General features: G+C 68.1%; 20 protein-coding genes and 1 pseudogene. 15 read left to right on the top strand and 6 right to left on the bottom strand.

All coding sequences use genetic code 11. The features are described 5' to 3' along the window. The first annotated feature begins 229 nt into the window (after positions 1-229). The 3 genes and pseudogenes from MSM1_RS06495 (at position 230) to MSM1_RS06505 (ending at position 2,158) form a co-directional block, all read left to right on the top strand. Positions 230-1,540, top strand: coding sequence for a septum formation family protein (locus MSM1_RS06495; protein ID WP_374101660.1), 1,311 nt, complete (start codon positions 230-232; stop codon positions 1,538-1,540). Between the two features lie 4 nt (positions 1,541-1,544). Continuing rightward, positions 1,545-2,018 (top strand): annotated as a pseudogene (locus MSM1_RS06500) (metallopeptidase family protein). After that, complete coding sequence (locus tag MSM1_RS06505) at positions 1,961-2,158, top strand: hypothetical protein (RefSeq protein WP_213440718.1); 198 nt, start codon at positions 1,961-1,963, stop codon at positions 2,156-2,158. The pseudogene MSM1_RS06500 and the gene MSM1_RS06505 overlap by 58 nt, the downstream one beginning before the upstream one ends. Before the next feature lie 95 nt (positions 2,159-2,253). On the opposite strand, the gene MSM1_RS06510 is transcribed toward MSM1_RS06505, so the two are convergent. Together MSM1_RS06510 and pheA are read right to left on the bottom strand one after the other, a co-directional pair. Continuing rightward, positions 2,254-2,943: a histidine phosphatase family protein gene (locus tag MSM1_RS06510; RefSeq protein ID WP_213440719.1), complete on the bottom strand. Its 690-nt coding sequence runs from the start codon at positions 2,941-2,943 to the stop codon at positions 2,254-2,256. Next, complete coding sequence (gene pheA, locus MSM1_RS06515) at positions 2,940-3,887, bottom strand: prephenate dehydratase (protein WP_213440720.1); 948 nt, start codon at positions 3,885-3,887, stop codon at positions 2,940-2,942. Before pheA ends, MSM1_RS06510 begins: the two co-directional genes overlap by 4 nt. An 85-nt stretch (positions 3,888-3,972) precedes the next feature. Between pheA and MSM1_RS06520 the strand changes: the two genes are divergently transcribed. Then, positions 3,973-4,755, top strand: a complete 783-nt coding sequence (locus tag MSM1_RS06520; RefSeq protein ID WP_213440721.1) for a DUF2470 domain-containing protein — start codon at positions 3,973-3,975, stop codon at positions 4,753-4,755. A 31-nt stretch (positions 4,756-4,786) separates the two neighbouring features. Next, the gene (locus tag MSM1_RS06525; RefSeq protein WP_213440722.1) at positions 4,787-5,551 is read left to right on the top strand and encodes a CPBP family intramembrane glutamic endopeptidase; all 765 of its coding nucleotides are present in this window, start codon (positions 4,787-4,789) and stop codon (positions 5,549-5,551) included. A gap of 141 nt (positions 5,552-5,692) precedes the next feature. On the opposite strand, the gene MSM1_RS06530 is transcribed toward MSM1_RS06525, so the two are convergent. Together MSM1_RS06530 and MSM1_RS06535 are read right to left on the bottom strand one after the other, a co-directional pair. After that, a complete protein-coding gene (locus MSM1_RS06530) occupies positions 5,693-6,514 on the bottom strand; it encodes a glycerophosphodiester phosphodiesterase (RefSeq protein WP_213440723.1) in 822 nt (273 codons plus the stop codon). A gap of 7 nt (positions 6,515-6,521) precedes the next feature. Next, positions 6,522-7,544 carry a DUF4328 domain-containing protein gene (locus MSM1_RS06535; protein WP_213440724.1) on the bottom strand — a complete coding sequence of 341 codons (1,023 nt, stop codon included), beginning with the start codon at positions 7,542-7,544 and terminating at the stop codon, positions 6,522-6,524. A gap of 483 nt (positions 7,545-8,027) precedes the next feature. Here MSM1_RS06535 and MSM1_RS06540 point away from each other — a divergent pair, with 483 nt between their 5' ends. The 8 genes from MSM1_RS06540 to rraA all read left to right on the top strand — a co-directional run bounded on the left by MSM1_RS06540 (position 8,028) and on the right by rraA (position 13,268). After that, the gene (locus MSM1_RS06540; RefSeq protein WP_213440725.1) at positions 8,028-8,186 is read left to right on the top strand and encodes a hypothetical protein; all 159 of its coding nucleotides are present in this window, start codon (positions 8,028-8,030) and stop codon (positions 8,184-8,186) included. Between the two features lie 145 nt (positions 8,187-8,331). After that, positions 8,332-8,955 carry a superoxide dismutase gene (locus MSM1_RS06545; protein WP_213440726.1) on the top strand — a complete coding sequence of 208 codons (624 nt, stop codon included), beginning with the start codon at positions 8,332-8,334 and terminating at the stop codon, positions 8,953-8,955. 192 nt (positions 8,956-9,147) lie between these two features. Next, positions 9,148-9,681: a peptidase gene (locus MSM1_RS06550; RefSeq protein ID WP_213440727.1), complete on the top strand. Its 534-nt coding sequence runs from the start codon at positions 9,148-9,150 to the stop codon at positions 9,679-9,681. Positions 9,682-10,305: 624 nt separating this feature from the next. Then, positions 10,306-10,704: a helix-turn-helix transcriptional regulator gene (locus MSM1_RS06555; RefSeq protein WP_213440728.1), complete on the top strand. Its 399-nt coding sequence runs from the start codon at positions 10,306-10,308 to the stop codon at positions 10,702-10,704. Between the two features lie 187 nt (positions 10,705-10,891). Further along, a complete protein-coding gene (locus tag MSM1_RS06560) occupies positions 10,892-11,548 on the top strand; it encodes a DUF6474 family protein (RefSeq protein WP_213440729.1) in 657 nt (218 codons plus the stop codon). A 124-nt stretch (positions 11,549-11,672) separates the two neighbouring features. After that, a complete protein-coding gene (locus tag MSM1_RS06565; RefSeq protein ID WP_374101695.1) occupies positions 11,673-12,110 on the top strand; it encodes a copper resistance protein CopC in 438 nt (145 codons plus the stop codon). Positions 12,111-12,217: 107 nt separating this feature from the next. After that, entirely contained in the window at positions 12,218-12,748 is a 531-nt protein-coding gene (locus MSM1_RS06570) for a nucleoid-structuring protein H-NS (RefSeq protein ID WP_213440731.1), read from the top strand. Between the two features lie 16 nt (positions 12,749-12,764). Further along, the gene (gene rraA / locus MSM1_RS06575) at positions 12,765-13,268 is read left to right on the top strand and encodes a ribonuclease E activity regulator RraA (protein ID WP_213440732.1); all 504 of its coding nucleotides are present in this window, start codon (positions 12,765-12,767) and stop codon (positions 13,266-13,268) included. A 58-nt stretch (positions 13,269-13,326) separates the two neighbouring features. On the opposite strand, the gene MSM1_RS06580 is transcribed toward rraA, so the two are convergent. Then, positions 13,327-14,793, bottom strand: a complete 1,467-nt coding sequence (locus MSM1_RS06580) for an NAD(P)/FAD-dependent oxidoreductase (protein ID WP_213440733.1) — start codon at positions 14,791-14,793, stop codon at positions 13,327-13,329. A gap of 39 nt (positions 14,794-14,832) precedes the next feature. Between MSM1_RS06580 and MSM1_RS06585 the strand changes: the two genes are divergently transcribed. Both MSM1_RS06585 and MSM1_RS06590 read left to right on the top strand, forming a co-directional pair. Beyond that, complete coding sequence (locus MSM1_RS06585) at positions 14,833-15,534, top strand: TetR/AcrR family transcriptional regulator (protein ID WP_213440734.1); 702 nt, start codon at positions 14,833-14,835, stop codon at positions 15,532-15,534. Between the two features lie 34 nt (positions 15,535-15,568). Next, complete coding sequence (locus MSM1_RS06590) at positions 15,569-16,423, top strand: LLM class F420-dependent oxidoreductase (protein WP_213440735.1); 855 nt, start codon at positions 15,569-15,571, stop codon at positions 16,421-16,423. Positions 16,424-16,536: 113 nt separating this feature from the next. Here MSM1_RS06590 and MSM1_RS06595 read toward each other — a convergent pair whose 3' ends face one another. Beyond that, positions 16,537-16,698, bottom strand: a complete 162-nt coding sequence (locus MSM1_RS06595; RefSeq protein WP_213441679.1) for a hypothetical protein — start codon at positions 16,696-16,698, stop codon at positions 16,537-16,539. Between the last annotated feature and the right edge of the window lie 64 nt (positions 16,699-16,762).

Below are 16,762 nucleotides of genomic sequence, written 5' to 3' on the forward strand. Positions count from 1 at the left end.
CCCCGGTGGCCGGCGGGCCCGACGGCCACCGCAATCCCTGTGGGGAATCCCCCGCGGGGTGCGCCTGCATCGCGGCCACCGGTCCCGGCGGCGCCGCCCCGGCGAGCCGCCGTCGACGCAGGTCGCTGCGCCGACCAGGCGGTCGCTCGGCGTCACCCGCAACGCCGGTCGGCTCGCGCCACACAGCGCGGTTTTCCCGCCGCTTGTCAAGCCTGTCAGAATGGAGCGGATGTCGAACATAGCCGAGCAGGACCCGCTACCCGCCGGCCGCGTGGAGGCGCGGTCGACGGCTTTGCGGTGGCTGAGCATCCCGCAGGCGGTGGCGATCAGGCGCACGTTGCTGTTGACCGCGTTGGGCGGCCTGCTGGTCGCCGGCATGGTTACCGTGACTCCGATCGGCGACCGGGGTCCGGGGCGGCTGGTCGGCTATATGGTCGCCAACCCGGTGCCGAGCACCGGCGCGAACAGTAACGAGGCCTTCAACCGCGCTACCGCCGGCGACTGCCTGATGTGGCCGCAGAACATGCCGGAGTCCGCCGGCATCGTCGACTGCAAAGACGAGCACCGCTTCGAGGTCGCCGAATCGATCGATATGCGCACCTTCCCAGGCTCGGAGTATGGGCCCAACGCCGCCCCTCCGTCTGCCGCGCGGATCGAACAGATCAGCCAGGAGCAGTGCGAGGCGGCCGTGCGCCGCTACCTCGGCTCCCGATTCGACCCCAACAGTAAATTCAGCATCGGCATGGTGTGGTCCGGTGACCGCGCCTGGCGCCAGTCGGGAGATCGCCGCGTGCTGTGCGGCCTGCAGTTGCAGGGCCCTAACAATCAGCAGGTCGCCTTCAAGGGCAAGGTCGCCGACGTCGACCAGTCCAAGGTCTGGCCGGCCGGCACCTGCCTGGGCATCGACCCTGCCACCAACCAGCCGACCGACGTCCCGGCCGACTGCGCAGGACCGCATGCCATGGAAGTCACGGGCAGTGTGAACCTCGCTGAGAAATTTCCCGGTGGCCCGCCCCCCGAACCCGAGCAAGACGCAGTCATCAAAGAGGCCTGCACCCGGCTGACGGACGCCTACCTGGCACCGGTCCAATTACGCACCACCACCCTGACGCTGATTTACAACACCATCTCACCGCCCAGCTGGTCGGCGGGTAGCCGTGAAGTCACCTGCAGCATCGGGGCGACGCTGGGCAACGGTGGCTGGGCCACGTTGGCGAACAGCGCAAAGGGTCCGCTGCTGATCAACGGCCAGCCACCCATCCCGCCGCCGGAGATCCCGATGGAGCGGCTTAACCCGCCACCGCTTCCGGTGCCCGTCAACCAAGGCAACGCCGCGTCGCCGACCGGCCAGCGCCCGGGTAACCAGCACCTTCGTGGGCAGCCGGCGGTGCCGGTTCCGCAACCTCCGGCGCAACCCGCTCCCGGGGCGCCATCACCTGGAGCCGAGGTGCCGGCGCAGCCGGGCGTGGAGGCGCCACCACCGCCTCCCGAGCCTTCCGCGCCGCCGGCCGAGCCCCCTGCGCCGTCGCCGGGGGCGTAGCACGGTGGCCGTGCGGATGGACCCGCAACGGTTCGATGAGCTGGTTTCCGGAGCGCTCGACCGTATCCCCCACGAGCTGGCGGCCGTCATGGACAACGTCGTCGTCTTGGTCGCTGACCGCCACCCCGAGGAGCCCGGTCTGCTCGGGCTCTACGAAGGCGTCGCGCTGACCGAACGTGGCTGCACCTACGCCGGATCGCTGCCGGATACCATCACGATCTACCGTGAGGCGCTGCTCGAGGCCTGCGACTCTGACGAGGAGTTGGCCGAGCAGGTGGCGATCACGGTGATCCACGAAGTCGCCCATCACTTCGGTATCGACGACGATCGGTTGCATGAGTTGGGCTGGGCGTGACCCTGCGCCGGCCCAGGCGGGCGTGGCATCCGGGATTTGTCCGGGCCGGGTGCTAAGAACTACCCATGGACACCAGCTGTCGTGACTGCCGGGCCGGCGTGGAGCACTGCCATGGCACGCTGATCCGCCACTTGCTGCGCGACCCGGAGTGCACCGAGGACGGCTGCGCCGGCCCCCTGCCGACACCACACACCTTCATCATCGACTGTGATGCGGTCGGCTGTGGCTGCGGCGAGCCAACCGCGGCGGCGGTTGGTGCCTGATTGGCCGGTCGGCCCATCCGCAGGTCGCCGCGCGGCCCCGGTGCGTGACCGGTCTAAACCGGTCTAAAACGGTCTAGACCGGAACTCAACCCGCCTCAGCCCACCGGGTCGGGGTCCGACCGCACGGCGTCCCTGACCGCGGTCACCTCGGGCCGGGCGGGAAACGGTGGTGACAGCTCGCCCCATTGCACGCAACTCCAGCGCCCACCGGTGACCGGGGCCAGCACGACGGCCTGCGCATTACCGAGGTGCTGATCCAGCACGAAGCGGCCGTCCACACCGGCCAGCGCCGCGGCGGCCAGCCGGATCGCCGCCCCATGGCTGATGACGACGACATCGCCGGTAAAGTCGGGGTTGTCGAGGTAGCACAGGCGCAACTCGGTGAGCACCGGAAGGTAGCGGCTCAGCACCTGGGCTCCGGTTTCACCGCCGGGCAGCGACACCTCGAGTTCACCGTGATGCCACCGCCGGTAGACGGCGTGGAACTCGGCGAGAGCCTCCTCGTCGTTGCGGTTTTCCAGCTCCCCGACTTGGACTTCATGGATGCCGACGACCTCGCGGGCCGGCACACCGAGCTCGGCGCTGATCACCGCCGCGGTCTGCGCAGCCCGGGCGGTCACCGAATAGGCCAGCAGCGCGGGCCTTCGAGGGTGCCCGCGCGCGAATGCCCGGGCCTGCTCGTGACCCAACGGCGTCAACCCGGCCCCGGGCGGCACGGTGTCTAACCTCCGCTCGAGGTTGCCGTAGGACTGGGCGTGCCGCAGCAACACCAGCCGCCCGCTCATCGCTCGGACCCTGGAGACGAGTCGGGCTTTCCCGCACGTAACCGGGCCAGCCAGCGCGATGCCAGATCCGACGATGGCGGCCCCGCCCCGGCTGGCGCCCCCGTCGGCCAGGAGCCCAGATACCGCACGTCTTCGCAACGGCGGTACAGCGCCTTAAGGGCCTCGGCGACGGCGTCGTCGTCGATGTGACCGACACAGTCCAGGAAGAACATGTAGGCGCCCAGCCCGGTGCGGGTGGGCCGGGACTCGATCCGGGTCAGGTCGATGCCGCGCATGCCGAACTCGGTGAGCGCACCCAGCAGCGCCCCGGGCACGTTGTCGATCCGCAGCACCACCGACGTGCGGTCGGCTCCGGTGCGAAGCGGCGGCGGGGCCGGGTGGCCGACCAGGACGAACCGGGTTCGGGCGTTGGGCTCGTCGACCACGCCGTCGGCGAGCGAGGCCAACCCGAACTGGACGGCGGCCAGTGTTGAGCTCACCGCGGCGTCGACCCGGCCGTCGGCGACCTGCTGTGCGGCGTCGCCGTTGGAGTTCGCCGGCTGCAGCTCAGCAGCGGGCAGATGCCTGGCCAGCCACTGCCGCACCTGTGCCGCCGCCACCGGGAATGCCGCCACGGTGCGGACCTCGCCGATGGCTCGGCCGGGTTTGACAACGATGCTGAAAGCCACGTCGAGTGTAATTTCGGCGAACACCTGCAGTGGCGGACCTATGGCCAAGCTGTCCAGCGTGGGTGCCACCGACCCGTCGATCGAGTTCTCGATCGGCACGCAGGCGAAATCGGCGGTGCCGTTCCGGACGGCGTCGAGGGCGGCCGGGGTGCTCTCGATCGGCAACGGCCGCAGGGTATCTGGTCGATGTTCGGGAATCAGGCCGGCAGCGGCCATCCGGAGCAGCGCCGCCTCGGTAAATGTCCCTGCGGGACCGAGATATGCGACGCGGGCCACGATTTCAACACTAACTGGCCCGCCCGCTTGTGTCGTCGGGCCCCCGGTATATTAAGTTAGCCTTACCTAAACTAAGGAGGTAGCCTTGCCTGCTCGCCGCTGCGCACCGACGACCGCCGAGCGTGTCCGTAGCATCTGCGTCCGCGGCGGCGGCGGGCTGCTCGGCGTGGAGCGCGACGCTCCGGTGAGCACCCCCATCCATCACATGCTGAGCGACGGATCGCTTGCCGTCGCCGTTCCGGCTGACCGTGCGCCGGCGGCGAATATCGCCTGCTCCGCCCGCGCGCCGGCGGTGCTGGAGTTGGTCGACTATGCACCGTTGCCCCTGCGTGAGCCGGTGCGCGAGCTGGTATGGATCCGCGGCTATCTTCGACGAATCCCGTTGCCCGTGGTGCCCCCAATCGTCGACCTGATCGCCAACGAGAACCCGAACCCGGTGCCGCTGCAGGTGGAGACGCCCACGGGCAGGGGAAACGCCACCCATGCACTGCTGTTGCTGACGATCGAATCTCTGGTGGTGACCGATGCCACCGGAGCCGAGTCGGTCGCCGTCGCCGATCTGCTCGCGGCTCGACCCGATCCCTTCTGCAGGGTCGAATCGTGCTTGCTCCGGCATCTGGACGCCGCCCATCCAGAGGTGCTCGCGCGCCTGGCCGCCATGCTCCCCAAGTCGCTCCGGCGCGGACAGGTCCGCCCGCTGGGCCTGGACCGCTACGGTGTGCGGTTGCGCCTCGAGGGTGACGGGGGTGACCGTGACGTGCGGGTGCCGTTTCGGGAGCCGGTTGATGACCTCAAGGGGCTGAGCCAGGCTATCCGGGTGTTGCTGGGTTGCCCATTCGCAAACGGCCTCCGCGCCCGCCGGGTCTGAGCATCGGCCGGCGGGCGGTTACCGTGTCGGGGTGACCGCGCCGCCTGACCCCAATTGGGTGCCGCGACGCGCGCTGGGCATCGAGGTCGCGGTGGTGCTCGGCGTCACGTTCGGCGTCAACGCCCTCACCGCAGTCTTGCAATTGACCGACGCGGTCTGGCGTAACCTCAGCGCGCAGCGGATCCCGCTCAACCCGCGGCTGTCGTATTTCGCCCCGATCGACCTGGGTCTGAACCTCGCGTACATCGCGCGACTGACCGCCTGGGGCGGGCTCGGTCTGTACCTGTTGTGGCGCAGCGGAATAGGTCCCGCGCGCATCGGGCTGGGGCGGTTTCGCTGGCGCCCGGACCTGATCGGCGGCATCGGGCTGGCAGCGGTCGTCGGCCTGCCCGGCCTGGGACTTTATCGTGCGGCACGGATGCTGGGTGTCAACGCCACCGTCATCCCGGCCGGCCTCGGCGACACCTGGTGGCGGATCCCGGTATTGGTTGCGACCGCGTTCGCTAACGGCTGGGCAGAAGAGATCGTCGTTGTGGGCTATCTGCTCACCCGCTTGCGCCAGCTCGGCGCCGGCCCCGCCGCCGCCCTGGGATGCTCCAGCCTGTTGCGCGGCACCTACCATGCGTACCAGGGCTTCGGTGCCTGGCTTGGCAATGCCGCGATGGGTCTGCTGTTCGGCTACGTGTGGCACCGCACCGGGCGGCTGTGGCCGCTGGTGATCGCCCATGGGGTCATCGACACCGTGGCGTTTGTCGGTTATGCGCTGCTGGGCGGGCGTGTCGCCGGGCTGCGCTGAGCGGGCGTCGGCTCACCAGTGGGCCAGCGCGCCGGGAAAGCGAGACCCAGCTGGGTCCGGCGATCGATTTCCGTGAGCACGGCCCCGCTAGCGGCTAACCGCGATTCCCGGGCCCGACGTTGGCGCCGAGTCGTTCTCGCGCTAGTCGCCGCTACCGATCGGACTTCGCTGCAGCCAGTCCTTGGCGCGCCGAGGGTGGTGCGTAGCCAGCCACGCCACGCCGACGTCACGGCAAAAGGTGACGTCGTCGAACTCGTCGACGTTCCAGCAGTACAGCGCCCGTCCTCGGGCGGCGGCCCGATCCGCAAGGTCGGGGTACTCGCGCAATGTTGTGATCGGCAGGCCCACCGCGGTGGCGCCGACCGCCGTGGGCGCCCCGCTGACCAGGTACCGGGCCATCCTGCCGAGCAGCACCGTGGGTAGCAGCGGCGCCGCCCGGCGCACCCGCCACACTGCCGCCGCCGAAAACGACATCACCACGGCCCGGGAATGGTCGGCCGAGGCCGGCGCGGCGATACCGAACCGATGCAGCAGTGCCAGCACCTTGCTTTCCACCAGCGCGCCATACCGGACCGGATGCTTGGTTTCGATAAAGATTTTCACGGGCCGCCGCCAGTCCAAAACGAGCGCAACCAGAGCGTCCAACGTCAACAGGCCGGTATCACCATGGGTGCCATCCGGACGCCAACTGGCATGCCAGGCCCCGTACTCCAGCTCACGCAACTGCGCCAACGTCATGGTGCTGACCAAGCCCATTCCGGACGACGTTCGGTCCAGGCGCCGGTCATGCACGCACACCAAATGGCCATCGCGGGTCAGCCGCACGTCGCACTCCACGCCGTCGGCGCCCTCTTTCAGCGCAAGGTCATACGCGGCAAGGGTGTGTTCCGGCCGATCGGCCGAGGCGCCACGATGAGCGACCACAAAAGGATGCTCGGCCAACACCCTACCGGCCGCCTCCATATCGCTATTATGCCGCCGGCTCCTGGCCCGCCGGCTCCCCGGCGGCGATCCGCGCCGGCACCCGATCCCCGGGGACCACGACCCAGCGATGGCTGGGCCGTTCGACGGGTTTGCGCTCGAAACCCTCGAACACCTTGCCGGCAGCGGCCACGACGGCAGCCGCCAGCAGGTAGGCGAGCGCCGTCGTCACGGTATTGTTCCCAATACCCTGAGCGGTTCGAGTCGGGCTGGTGGCGGTCGCGACAATCGATATCACCGCGCTGAGAACCCACCCGATCCACCACACCAGAATCGGCTTTCGCAACCGGCCGTAGTGCCCTTCCAAGGTTGCCAGCTCGATGACGTACACCGGCGCCCACAGCAAATTCGCCGGCGGCACCATGCAACCCGCCCACAGCGCCCAGGGGGGACGCGGTTCCGGGCGGCCGTAATGCGCGAACGTCGTCGCGCGCCGCGCGATCAGCCATCGGGTGAGCACCACGGCGCAGGTGATCACCGCCGCGACGGCCGCCAGGCCGCCAAGCACACCCAGCCAGACCGCAATCGTGGCGACCAGCGGATTCAGCAATGTGTCGCGGTTGATGATCAGCAACACGTAGCGCACCAGGTAAACCAGGGCCGCGACGACGAGCGCCAATTCGGTGATGAGCAAGGTGGTGCGCACCGTGGCCGCCGCCGGGGCCCGCGGCGCCGACGGTGCTTGCCCGCCCACCGACTGAGCGGCCCGGTCGGCCAAGCCCCAGCGCGGCATGACGGTGTAGCGCGGAGTGGGTCCACGGGGCCGCCGCCGCGGGCGGAGCGGCGGCGGCGGGCCAGGCCGTACCGCTATCCATCGGTAACCCGGCGGCAGCCGCGGCGGCGAGGCATCGCGCGCCGGGGGCGCCGGCATCTGGGCACCCACCGGTGTCCCCCACCGGGGGTCGGTTGCCGGCAACGGGGCTAACAGAGCACCGCGGCAGCGGGGACACCAGGCGCGCGGGCGCTCGTGCACATTCCACCGCGTGCCACACCGGGAGCACACCTGCACCACGAGAGACCAGCCTAACCGCCCCCAGCCCCGCCGGGCAGCACCCACCGCCATCGGGACACGCCCACGGGGAACGCGCCCTGGCTACCTGAAACTACCGAAAGGTATCCACAATTTCCACAGGTTTATCCACAGGTAACGGAGGGCGCGGATGCTTCTTTGACACCGTTCAGTAGGCCTAACTCCACTGGTGTTGTGGACAACGTATGTCGACGGTCAAGCCTTGTCGCCACAATTGGCCAGTTGCCGAGCGAATTCCATTGGCCCGCTAACCAGTCCGTTGAGCCCGGGCGGTAAGCTGCGGCGCCGCGGCTGCGCCCGCGCCCGGCCCAGCGCCTCGACGGTCACCGCGAAATGCCGGTTCCGCGCGGGTATCACTCTAGGTTTTCAAGCGTTACCCCAGACGCTATGATCGACGACCACCGGTGTTGGTTGTGATTCTTCTCACTGGGGGACACAGTTGAACGTGCAGGTCGAGGTCGTTTGATGGCCACGCAACCGATGGGACCGCGATCGCCGGCGTCAGCCTCGTATTGGTACTCCGGCCCGCCGCCGTACAACCGCGCCTACCTGCTCGCCGGTTTACGCGCCGGGCTGATCGCCCTGGTGCTGCTGGCTATCCTGGCCGCCGTCGTTTTGCTCTGAGCCCGCCGAAGCGCGTCGGCATCGCGATGTGTCCTTGCGGTGTGCGCGGTCATGGAGCACTGTTGTGGGGTAACGCCGCGATGCGGCGCGAGCCTTGCGAGTAGAGCGTAAGAAGTAGATCCCCAACGATCAAGGAAGGAATCCCGTGGCTGTCTACACTTTGCCCGATCTCGACTGGGACTACGGAGCACTGGAGCCGCATATTTCGGGCCAAATCAACGAGCTTCACCACACCAAACACCACGCCGGCTATGTCAAGGGCGCCAACGACGCTCTCGCCAAACTCGAGGAAGCCCGCGCCAACGACGACCACTCGGCGATTCTGCAGAACGAGAAAAGCCTGGCGTTCAACCTGGGCGGGCACGTCAACCACACCCTGTGGTGGAAAAACCTGTCCCCTGATGGCGGTGACAAACCCACCGGCGAGCTCGCCGCCGCCATCGACGAGGCGTTCGGGTCGTTCGACAAGTTCCGCGCCCAGTTCACTGCGGCCGCCACCACCGTGCAGGGGTCGGGCTGGGCGGCGCTCGGCTACGACAGCCTCGCCGGCAAGCTGCTGGTATTCCAGGTCTATGACCACCAGTCCAACTTCCCGCTGGGCATCGTGCCGCTGCTGTTGCTTGATATGTGGGAGCACGCCTTCTACCTGCAGTACAAGAACGTCAAGGCCGACTTCGCCAAGGCGTTCTGGAACGTCGTGAACTGGGCGGACGTCCAGGCGCGCTATGCGGGTGCCACCGCGAAGGCCAAGGGGTTGATCGCCGGCTGAGCAACCAGAGCTAACGCACCTGGCTGGGGGTGTCACGCGCGAGGCGCGTGACACCCCGCTCGTTGGCGGCGCCCACCGCGCCGTGCCGGCTTGCGCCACCGCACCAACACGCGCATGCTGGTCTCGTCTGATACACACACCGGCGTGTCAATCCGAATCGAGGTATCCGGGAGCGCAAAGAGGGAGCGCGAAATGGAAACTGGGTCAGGCCGGGCTGTCGAAGTCACCCCATTCCATTCCCACGGCACCTTGAAGGGATTCGTGATTTCTGGGCGTTGGCCCGACACGACCAAGGAGTGGGCGCAGCTGCTGAGGGTTGCCGTCTGGGTCGCATCGCTACCGGGATTGCTCTCCACCACAACGGTATTCGGCGCTCGTGAGGAGTTGCCGGACGAGCCCGCGCCCGGGACGGTGGGTTTGGTGCTTGCCGAAGGCACGGTCGTTGGTGAGTCCGCTATTCCGCCAGGGTATTTCGCAGACCACCAGCCGCCGGCGCTGCTGATGCTGCACCCGCCCTCTGAAACCACGCCGTCGCTGCCGGAATGCACCGGGGCGGCGTCGGGTTGTGTGCTGCTGCCAGGACTTCCGCATCTGGGGCTGGAGCACCGTGCGGCCTGGGTCGAAGCGGAGGCAGACGGCACCGTTACCTCTATGGTAAGCCGGGTTGGCGTTGACCCGATCAGCCATCCGGACACCGCGATTCTGGCGATGCTGCTCGCGGCCTAACCGAAGCCAATCGAAGCCAGGCGGCCCGTCAACGGCCAGCCAGCCGATCGACGGTCGCGGCCATTTCCGAATTTCGCCGACTCTCAATCGCAGCGTGTGGCAGGCTGCCCGGCGCACGGCCCGGCCGGCGGTAAACGCGGGCCGGGCGGACGCGCGTTGCTGAAGCCCAGGGAAAGCATCCCGCTGGCGCGGCTGTTTCTCGCCACCGCCCCCGGCCGGTCAGCGTCACGGCGGCCGGCCGCCAACCCTCGCGTGGGCATCCGGCGGCGGCACCCAGAATCCACAGCAAACCAGATTGTGGGCCTGTTGCCCACGTCGGCTCGTTGCCCGGAGCCCCCCGGGTGCGGCCGGCGGCTCCGGCCAGACCGTGTCAGGCAAGCATGTGACGAGGAACCACGATCCGCTCCACCGGCCGCATTTTGGGTATTTGACTCCAAATGCACGTAGTTCGTGGACGCGCCAGCGGGCCCGGGCGACGCTTTCGCCAGGGTTGTCGCGAGGCGTCGGCTCCCGGGAACCGGTTTCTTCAGGTTTGCACTTGGTTGTCAAGACAACTGTCGCTACCATGATCAGCAAATACGCGCAGGCAGCTACCCGCTCTTCCAACCTGTGGAGGTCATATCGATGAGCACGACATTCGCCGCCCGCCTGAACCGCCTGTTCGACACGGTGTACCCGCCGGGACGGGGGCCGCACACCTCCGCCGAGGTGATCGCCGCGCTCAAGGCGGAGGGTATTACGATGTCGGCTCCCTACCTGTCGCAGCTGCGCTCGGGCAACCGCACGAACCCGTCGGCGGCCACGATGGCCGCCTTGGCGAACTTCTTTCGCATCAAGCCGGCTTATTTCACCGACGACGAATACTACGAAAAGCTCGACAAGGAGCTGTCGTGGCTGGCCCTGATGCGCGACGAGGGTGTTCGCCGCATTGCCTCGCGAATAGTTGGCTTGTCCTCGGAAGCCCAGCAAGACATTGTCGAAAGGGTTGAAGAGTTGCGCCGCAAAGAGCATTTAGACGATTGACTCGGCGACCGTGCGCTCTCGTGGGAACCCTGCCCGCCGGCCGCGCGGGCCAGCCGGGCATGAAACCCCGCGGTGTGATCCGTCCACCTGACCTGCCCCTCGGTGAGTGGTGCACGCCGATTAGGGTTGGCTTCGAATCGCGCACACCTAACGCCACCGTCCACCAGACACCGGGAGGCCACCGCGGATGGGCCTGTTTCGCACCCGAAAGAGCCGCGCCACGCGTCGCGCCGAAGCCCGGGCGCTTAAGGCCCGTGCCAAGCTGGAGGCCAGGCTGGCGGCGAAAAACGAGCGGCGCCGCATCAAGGCCGCCCAGCGTGCCGAGGCCAAGGCGCTCAAAGCGCAGCTGAAAGCCCAGCGCGACAGCGACCGGGCGGCGCTGAGGGCCGCTGAGGCCGAACTCAAGGCCGCGCGGGAGGGCAAATTGCTGTCACCGACACGTATCCGGCGGGCATTGACGGTGTCTCGTCTGCTTGCGCCGATCGTGGTGCCGGTGGCGTACCGGGCGGCCATGGCGGCCCGCGGGCTCATCGACCAGCATCGCGCCGATCGGCTCGGCGTTCCGCTGTCCCAGATCGGTCGATTCTCCGGGCATGGTGCCCGGTTGTCGGCGCGGGTTGCCGGCGCCGAGCAGGCGCTGCGGACGGTGCAAGACAGGAAGCCGAACGACGCCGAGACCGAACGGTTCGTGGCCGCCGTGCGGGAGCGGCTCACCGACCTGTCGGCGGCGATCGCCGCCGCGGAGAGTATGCCCGCTACCCGCCGGCGCGCCGCCCACTCCGCGATCTCCAAACAACTCGATGGCGTCGACGCCGACCTGATGGCCCGACTCGGGGTGGCCTGAGCACTGTGGAACATGCTCCGCCAGCCAGCCCGCCGCCTCGGCCCGACGCCGGGCGCCGCGCATGAAAACCCGGGTGAGCCTGGCGGCGGTGGGTCTGTTTTTGATCGCGTTGACGGTGGCCGGCATGCCGGTCGCCGTGGCCCACGCCACCCGGATTTCCGCTGATCCTCCCGAGAACGCCACGCTGACCGCCGGTCCGGCACGGGTCAGCGCGACATTCAATGAGCAGTTGCAAACCACGTTTGCGGCCATGACGGTCGTCGGACCCGACGGCAACGTGTGGTCCACCGGCGAGCCGCACGTGCAGGGCGCCACCGTCAGTGTCGGCGTTCGGCCGCTCGGCCCGGTCGGCACCTACACCGTGAACTACCGGGTGGCGTCGGCCGACGGGCACGTGGTGTCGGGGTCGTGGTCATTCCGGCTTACCGTGCCCGGCTCCGGTCCACCCGGACCCCCGGCCGCCGGCGCCGATACCCGCGAGCCGCTGCCCCTCTGGCTGGTCATGGCCGGCGCCCTGGTGGCCGTCGGCGCGGGGGCATTGTGGGCCGCACGGCGCCGGTAGGCCCCCGACGGCAGCGGACGGCGCGGCGGGCCGTGCTGGCATGATAGGTGTCGATCGCTGGTGTTCGCGCCTGGGTACGCGACGAGAAGCTGCAAAGGAGCACCCGCATGGCAGACCCGCAGGATCAATCCGACAGCAAACCCGACGCGGCACCACCGCCACGCCCGGACGAGGCCACGACACCGGAGGAGGCGCCACGGCAACCGGTGAAGAGGCCACCGGCGAAAAAGCAGACGGCCAAGGCCGTGAAGGCCACCAAGGCCGTCAAGGCCGCAAAACCCAGCAAGGCCGCCAAGAAGGCTCAGCAAGCACCGGCGAAAAAAGCCCCGAGCGCAGCGGCGAAGATGGCGCCGGCGGTAAAGCCACCGGCTCAGCTGGCTCCTCCCGGCAAGGAGGCCGGGCGCGACGCCGAATCCCCCGCCCCGCCGGCCCGGCCCGCGACCGCTAACCAGCTGAGCGCCGGGGCAACGACACCAGCCGCTCCCGCGACGTCTTACGTACCGGCGCCCGAGACCCCGGTTTCCCCCGGCGCGGCGCTGCGCTCGGCCAACCGCTTCCCCGTTTCGATGGCGGTGGCCATCGCCATCAGCGTGCTGGCGTTGCTGCTGGTGCGCCGCCTGTGCCGGCGCTTCACCTAGACGGTGACGCAGCCCGGTGACGCACCCGACACGCTTTCGGTCGACCGCTGACCTCGCCGACGCGATCGGCCCCGGAATCCGCAGTTGTGACCTGCAATTCCATCAGTTCGGGGGCCGCGCGCAATTCGCCGGACCGATCAGCACGGTGCGCTGCCTGCAGGACAACGCGCTGGTGAGATCCGCGCTTTCCGAGCCCGGCCGGGGCCGGGTGCTGGTGATCGACGGCGCCGGTTCCCTGCGCACCGCGCTGGTCGGCGACGTGCTGGCCGAGTTGGGGCGGGCGAACGGCTGGGCCGGGCTGATTGTGCACGGGGCGGTGCGAGACGCCGCCACGCTGCGCACTATCGACATCGGCGTTAAGGCGCTAGGCACCAATCCCCGTAAAAGCGCGAAAACCGGCGCCGGTGAGCGCGACACCGCGGTCCGTTTCGGGGGTGTGACATTCACGCCCGGCGATGTCGCCTACAGCGACGACGACGGCATCGTCGTCGTCGCTGCTCCCGGCGCCGGAATTGGTTAGCGTCCGCGCTTCCCTTCGCCCGCCCGCGGGAGCCCATCCTCGCCGAGACCGCCCAGAGTTAAATCAGCGCTGCCACAGGGTGTTTGGTGAATCGCAGGCCCTCGTCGGCCACCTTGCCACGCCGGATCAGCCGCAAGTCAAGCAGGTAGTTCTGGTTCAGCCGCCACGGGGCGCGCGAACCCTGCTTGGGCAGCTGGTCAAGCGAACGCAGCACATAGCCGGGGGTGAACTCCATAAACGGCCGCTCATCGACGCCCGGGCCGGGACGCTCCGGCACTACGGTGTCAAAACCGTTGGCGTCCATGTAATTCAGCAGACGACACACAAACTCTGACACCAGATCCGCTTTCAGGGTCCAGGACGCGTTGGTGTAGCCGACCGTGTAGGCCATGTTCGGCAGCCCGGAGAGCATCATGCCCTTATAGGCCATTGTCCGGGTCAAGTCCACGGCTTGGCCGTCGACGGTCACGGCTGCTCCGCCGAAGAGCTGCAGATTTAATCCCGTTGCGGTGACGATGATGTCGGCGCTCAGCTCACGACCCGAGGCGAGGCGGATGCCGGCGGGAGTGAAGCGCTCGATGGTGTCGGTGACCACCTCGGTCTGCCCCCGCCGGATGGTGCGGAACAGATCCCCGTTGGGCGCCAGGCACAGCCGCTGATCCCACGGGTTGTAGCGCGGGCCGAAGTGCGTCTCCACGTCATACCCCGGGGGCAGTTGGCGTTTGACCAGATCCATCAAAATCTTGCGCATCCGTTGCGGCAGCTTCCGGCACGCCTGATACAGCAGCAATTGGCGCAGCACGTTCTTCCATCGGATGGCGGTGTAGGCCCAGGTCTCGGGCAGCCAGTTGAACAAGCTCGCCCACGGCTCGCGGTCCGGTTGGGAGACGACATAAGTCGGCGAGCGCTGCAGCATCGTGACGTGCCGGGCGCCGGAGTCCGCCAGCGCCGGCACCAAGGTGACGGCGGTTGCGCCGCTGCCGATCACGACGATGTCCTTGCCGGCATAGTCGAGATCCTCGGGCCAGTGCTGGGGGTGGATGATCGGGCCGGTGAAGTCCTCCGCCCCGGCGAACTCGGGCGCGTAGCCCCGCTCGTAGTTGTAGTACCCGCTGCACAAGAAAAGAAAGCTGCAGGTGATGCGGTGTTCTGCGCCGTGGGCATCGATGTGCACCGTCCAGCGGTTCTGCGCACTCGACCAGTCGGCGCGAGTCACCGTGTGGTTGAAGCGAATGTTCTTGTCGATGCCATACCTGGCAGCGGTGCCGTTGACGTACTCGAGGATCGGCTTTCCCTCGGCGATCGACTGCTGGCCGGTCCACGGCCGAAAGCGAAAGCCCAGCGTGTACATGTCCGAGTCCGACCGGATGCCCGGGTAGCGGAACAGGTCCCAGGTGCCGCCCATGCTCTCCCGCTTCTCCAGGATGGTGTAGCTCTTGGCGGGGCAGCGCTCTTGGAGATGCCAGGCCGCGCTGACACCGGAAATGCCGGCTCCCACGATGACGACGTCGCGGTGTTCGCTCATGACGCCTCACCGTATCAACGTGGTGTCGAGTAAGTCAACATGGTGTCGGCGTTGTCAACACCGGGTACGCTCGCTCTCGTGAGCACTCCTCTCACCCACGCCCGCCCCGGCCGCGGTCGCCGCGGCGCCCGCCCCTCCGGGGATGATCGCGAAGGGGCGATTCTCGGCACCGCCGAACGCCTGCTCGAGGAGCGTCCGCTGGCCGAGATCTCGGTCGACGACTTGGCCAAAGGCGCCGGCATCTCCCGGCCGACGTTTTACTTTTACTTCCCCTCCAAGGAGGCGGTGCTGCTGACGCTGCTGGATCGGGTGGTCACCGAGGCCGACGCGGCGCTGGCACGCTTGATCGCGAATCCCGCCGGGGACCCCGCGGCTCGGCACCGCAGTCGCGACACCATCTGGCGCACCGGCATCAACGTCTTTTTCCAAACGTTCGGAGCGCACAAAGGTGTCACCCGGGCCGGATGGGCCGCCCGGGACGCCAATGCTGAGGTCCGGCAGTTGTGGTCGACGTTCATGCAGAAATGGATCGCGCACACCGCGGCGGTCATCGAAGCCGAGCGGGCCCGCGGCGCCGCGCCGCACACCGTAGCGGCCGAGGAGCTGGCCACCGCGCTGAACCTGATGAACGAGCGGGCGTTGTTCGCGTCATTCGCCTGCGAACAACCCTGCATACCGGAATCTCGGGTGCTGGACACGCTGGTGCACATCTGGGTCAGCAGCATCTACGGTGGCCCCTGATCAGGGCGTCGCTGCCTCGCGGTACCGTCCCCTCATGCGATTCGCGTTCAAAACGTCTCCGCAGCACACCACCTGGGCCGACATGCTGGCCGTATGGAAGCGGGCCGACGACATCGAGCTCTTCGAGTCCGGGTGGACCTTCGATCACTTCTACCCGATATTCTCCGACCCCACCGGCCCCTGCCTGGAAGGCTGGACCACGCTGACCGCGCTCGCGCAAGCCACCACCCGGCTGCGGCTGGGCACCTTGGTCACCGGCATTCACTATCGCCACCCCGCGGTGCTGGCCAACATGGCCGCCACCCTCGACATCATCTCCGGCGGCCGACTCGAACTGGGCATCGGCGCCGGCTGGAACGAGGAGGAGTCCGGCGCCTACGGTATCGAGCTGGGCAGCATCAAAGAGCGCATGGACCGCTTCGAGGAGGCCTGTCAGGTGCTCATCGGCCTGCTCAGCCGGGAGACAACGGACTTCGACGGCACCTACTACCGGCTCAAAGCCGCCCGCAACGAGCCCAAGGGCCCCCAGCGTCCACACCCGCCGATCTGTATCGGCGGCAGCGGCGAAAAACGCACGCTGCGGATCACCGCGCGTTATGCCCAACATTGGAACTTCCCCGGCGGGCCGCCGGAAGAGTTCGCGCGCAAGCGCGACGTCCTGGCCGCCCATTGCGCCGACATCGGCCGCGACCCGAAGGAGATCACCCTGTCGGCTCACCTGTTCCTGGGGCCGGAGCGCAATTACGGGCAGCTCATCGACGCCGCGGCCGCGCTGGCGGCCGAGGGGCTGGATCTGGGCATCGTCTACATCGCGCCCCCACACGATCCGGCGGTGCTGGAACCACTAGCCGACGCGATCGCCGCTTCCGGGTTGGCTGATCGGCACTGACCCACGATCTGCGCCAACGACCGGTGATCCGCCTATCGAGCGCCTATCCAGCGATTTATCGGTCACAAGATGATAACGTTTTAGCAAAGCATGGGGCCTCTCGGCTACCGGGGTCACATGCCGAAGCGAAGCAATTCCTCAGCCGTGACCAGCCGCTCGTGCTTGGCCGGGAAGCCGCGGCTTTTCACCGGGTGCCGAAACCACGACCAGGCGATTCGTCCCACCCGCGACCGAGGTATCGGGTTGAAGCGCACGTTCATCACCCCTGCTGTCACTCACCTGAACCCTGGGGTACATTATCGCAGGCCCACCGCCGACCATTAGACACCCATGCCGCTG

The organism is Mycobacterium sp. SM1 (assembly GCF_018361265.1).
Taxonomy (GTDB): domain Bacteria; phylum Actinomycetota; class Actinomycetes; order Mycobacteriales; family Mycobacteriaceae; genus Mycobacterium.

Coding starts and splice junctions, on each gene's coding strand:
- MSM1_RS06495 (WP_374101660.1), top strand. CDS start 230: ATGTCGAACATAGCCGAGCAGGACCCGCTACCCGCCGGCCGCGTGGAG.
- MSM1_RS06505 (WP_213440718.1), top strand. CDS start 1,961: ATGGACACCAGCTGTCGTGACTGCCGGGCCGGCGTGGAGCACTGCCAT.
- MSM1_RS06510 (WP_213440719.1), bottom strand. CDS start 2,943: ATGAGCGGGCGGCTGGTGTTGCTGCGGCACGCCCAGTCCTACGGCAAC.
- MSM1_RS06530 (WP_213440723.1), bottom strand. CDS start 6,514: ATGGAGGCGGCCGGTAGGGTGTTGGCCGAGCATCCTTTTGTGGTCGCT.
- MSM1_RS06540 (WP_213440725.1), top strand. CDS start 8,028: ATGGCCACGCAACCGATGGGACCGCGATCGCCGGCGTCAGCCTCGTAT.
- MSM1_RS06550 (WP_213440727.1), top strand. CDS start 9,148: ATGGAAACTGGGTCAGGCCGGGCTGTCGAAGTCACCCCATTCCATTCC.
- MSM1_RS06555 (WP_213440728.1), top strand. CDS start 10,306: ATGAGCACGACATTCGCCGCCCGCCTGAACCGCCTGTTCGACACGGTG.
- MSM1_RS06560 (WP_213440729.1), top strand. CDS start 10,892: ATGGGCCTGTTTCGCACCCGAAAGAGCCGCGCCACGCGTCGCGCCGAA.
- MSM1_RS06565 (WP_374101695.1), top strand. CDS start 11,673: ATGCCGGTCGCCGTGGCCCACGCCACCCGGATTTCCGCTGATCCTCCC.
- MSM1_RS06570 (WP_213440731.1), top strand. CDS start 12,218: ATGGCAGACCCGCAGGATCAATCCGACAGCAAACCCGACGCGGCACCA.
- MSM1_RS06580 (WP_213440733.1), bottom strand. CDS start 14,793: ATGAGCGAACACCGCGACGTCGTCATCGTGGGAGCCGGCATTTCCGGT.
- MSM1_RS06585 (WP_213440734.1), top strand. CDS start 14,833: ATGGTGTCGGCGTTGTCAACACCGGGTACGCTCGCTCTCGTGAGCACT.
- MSM1_RS06590 (WP_213440735.1), top strand. CDS start 15,569: ATGCGATTCGCGTTCAAAACGTCTCCGCAGCACACCACCTGGGCCGAC.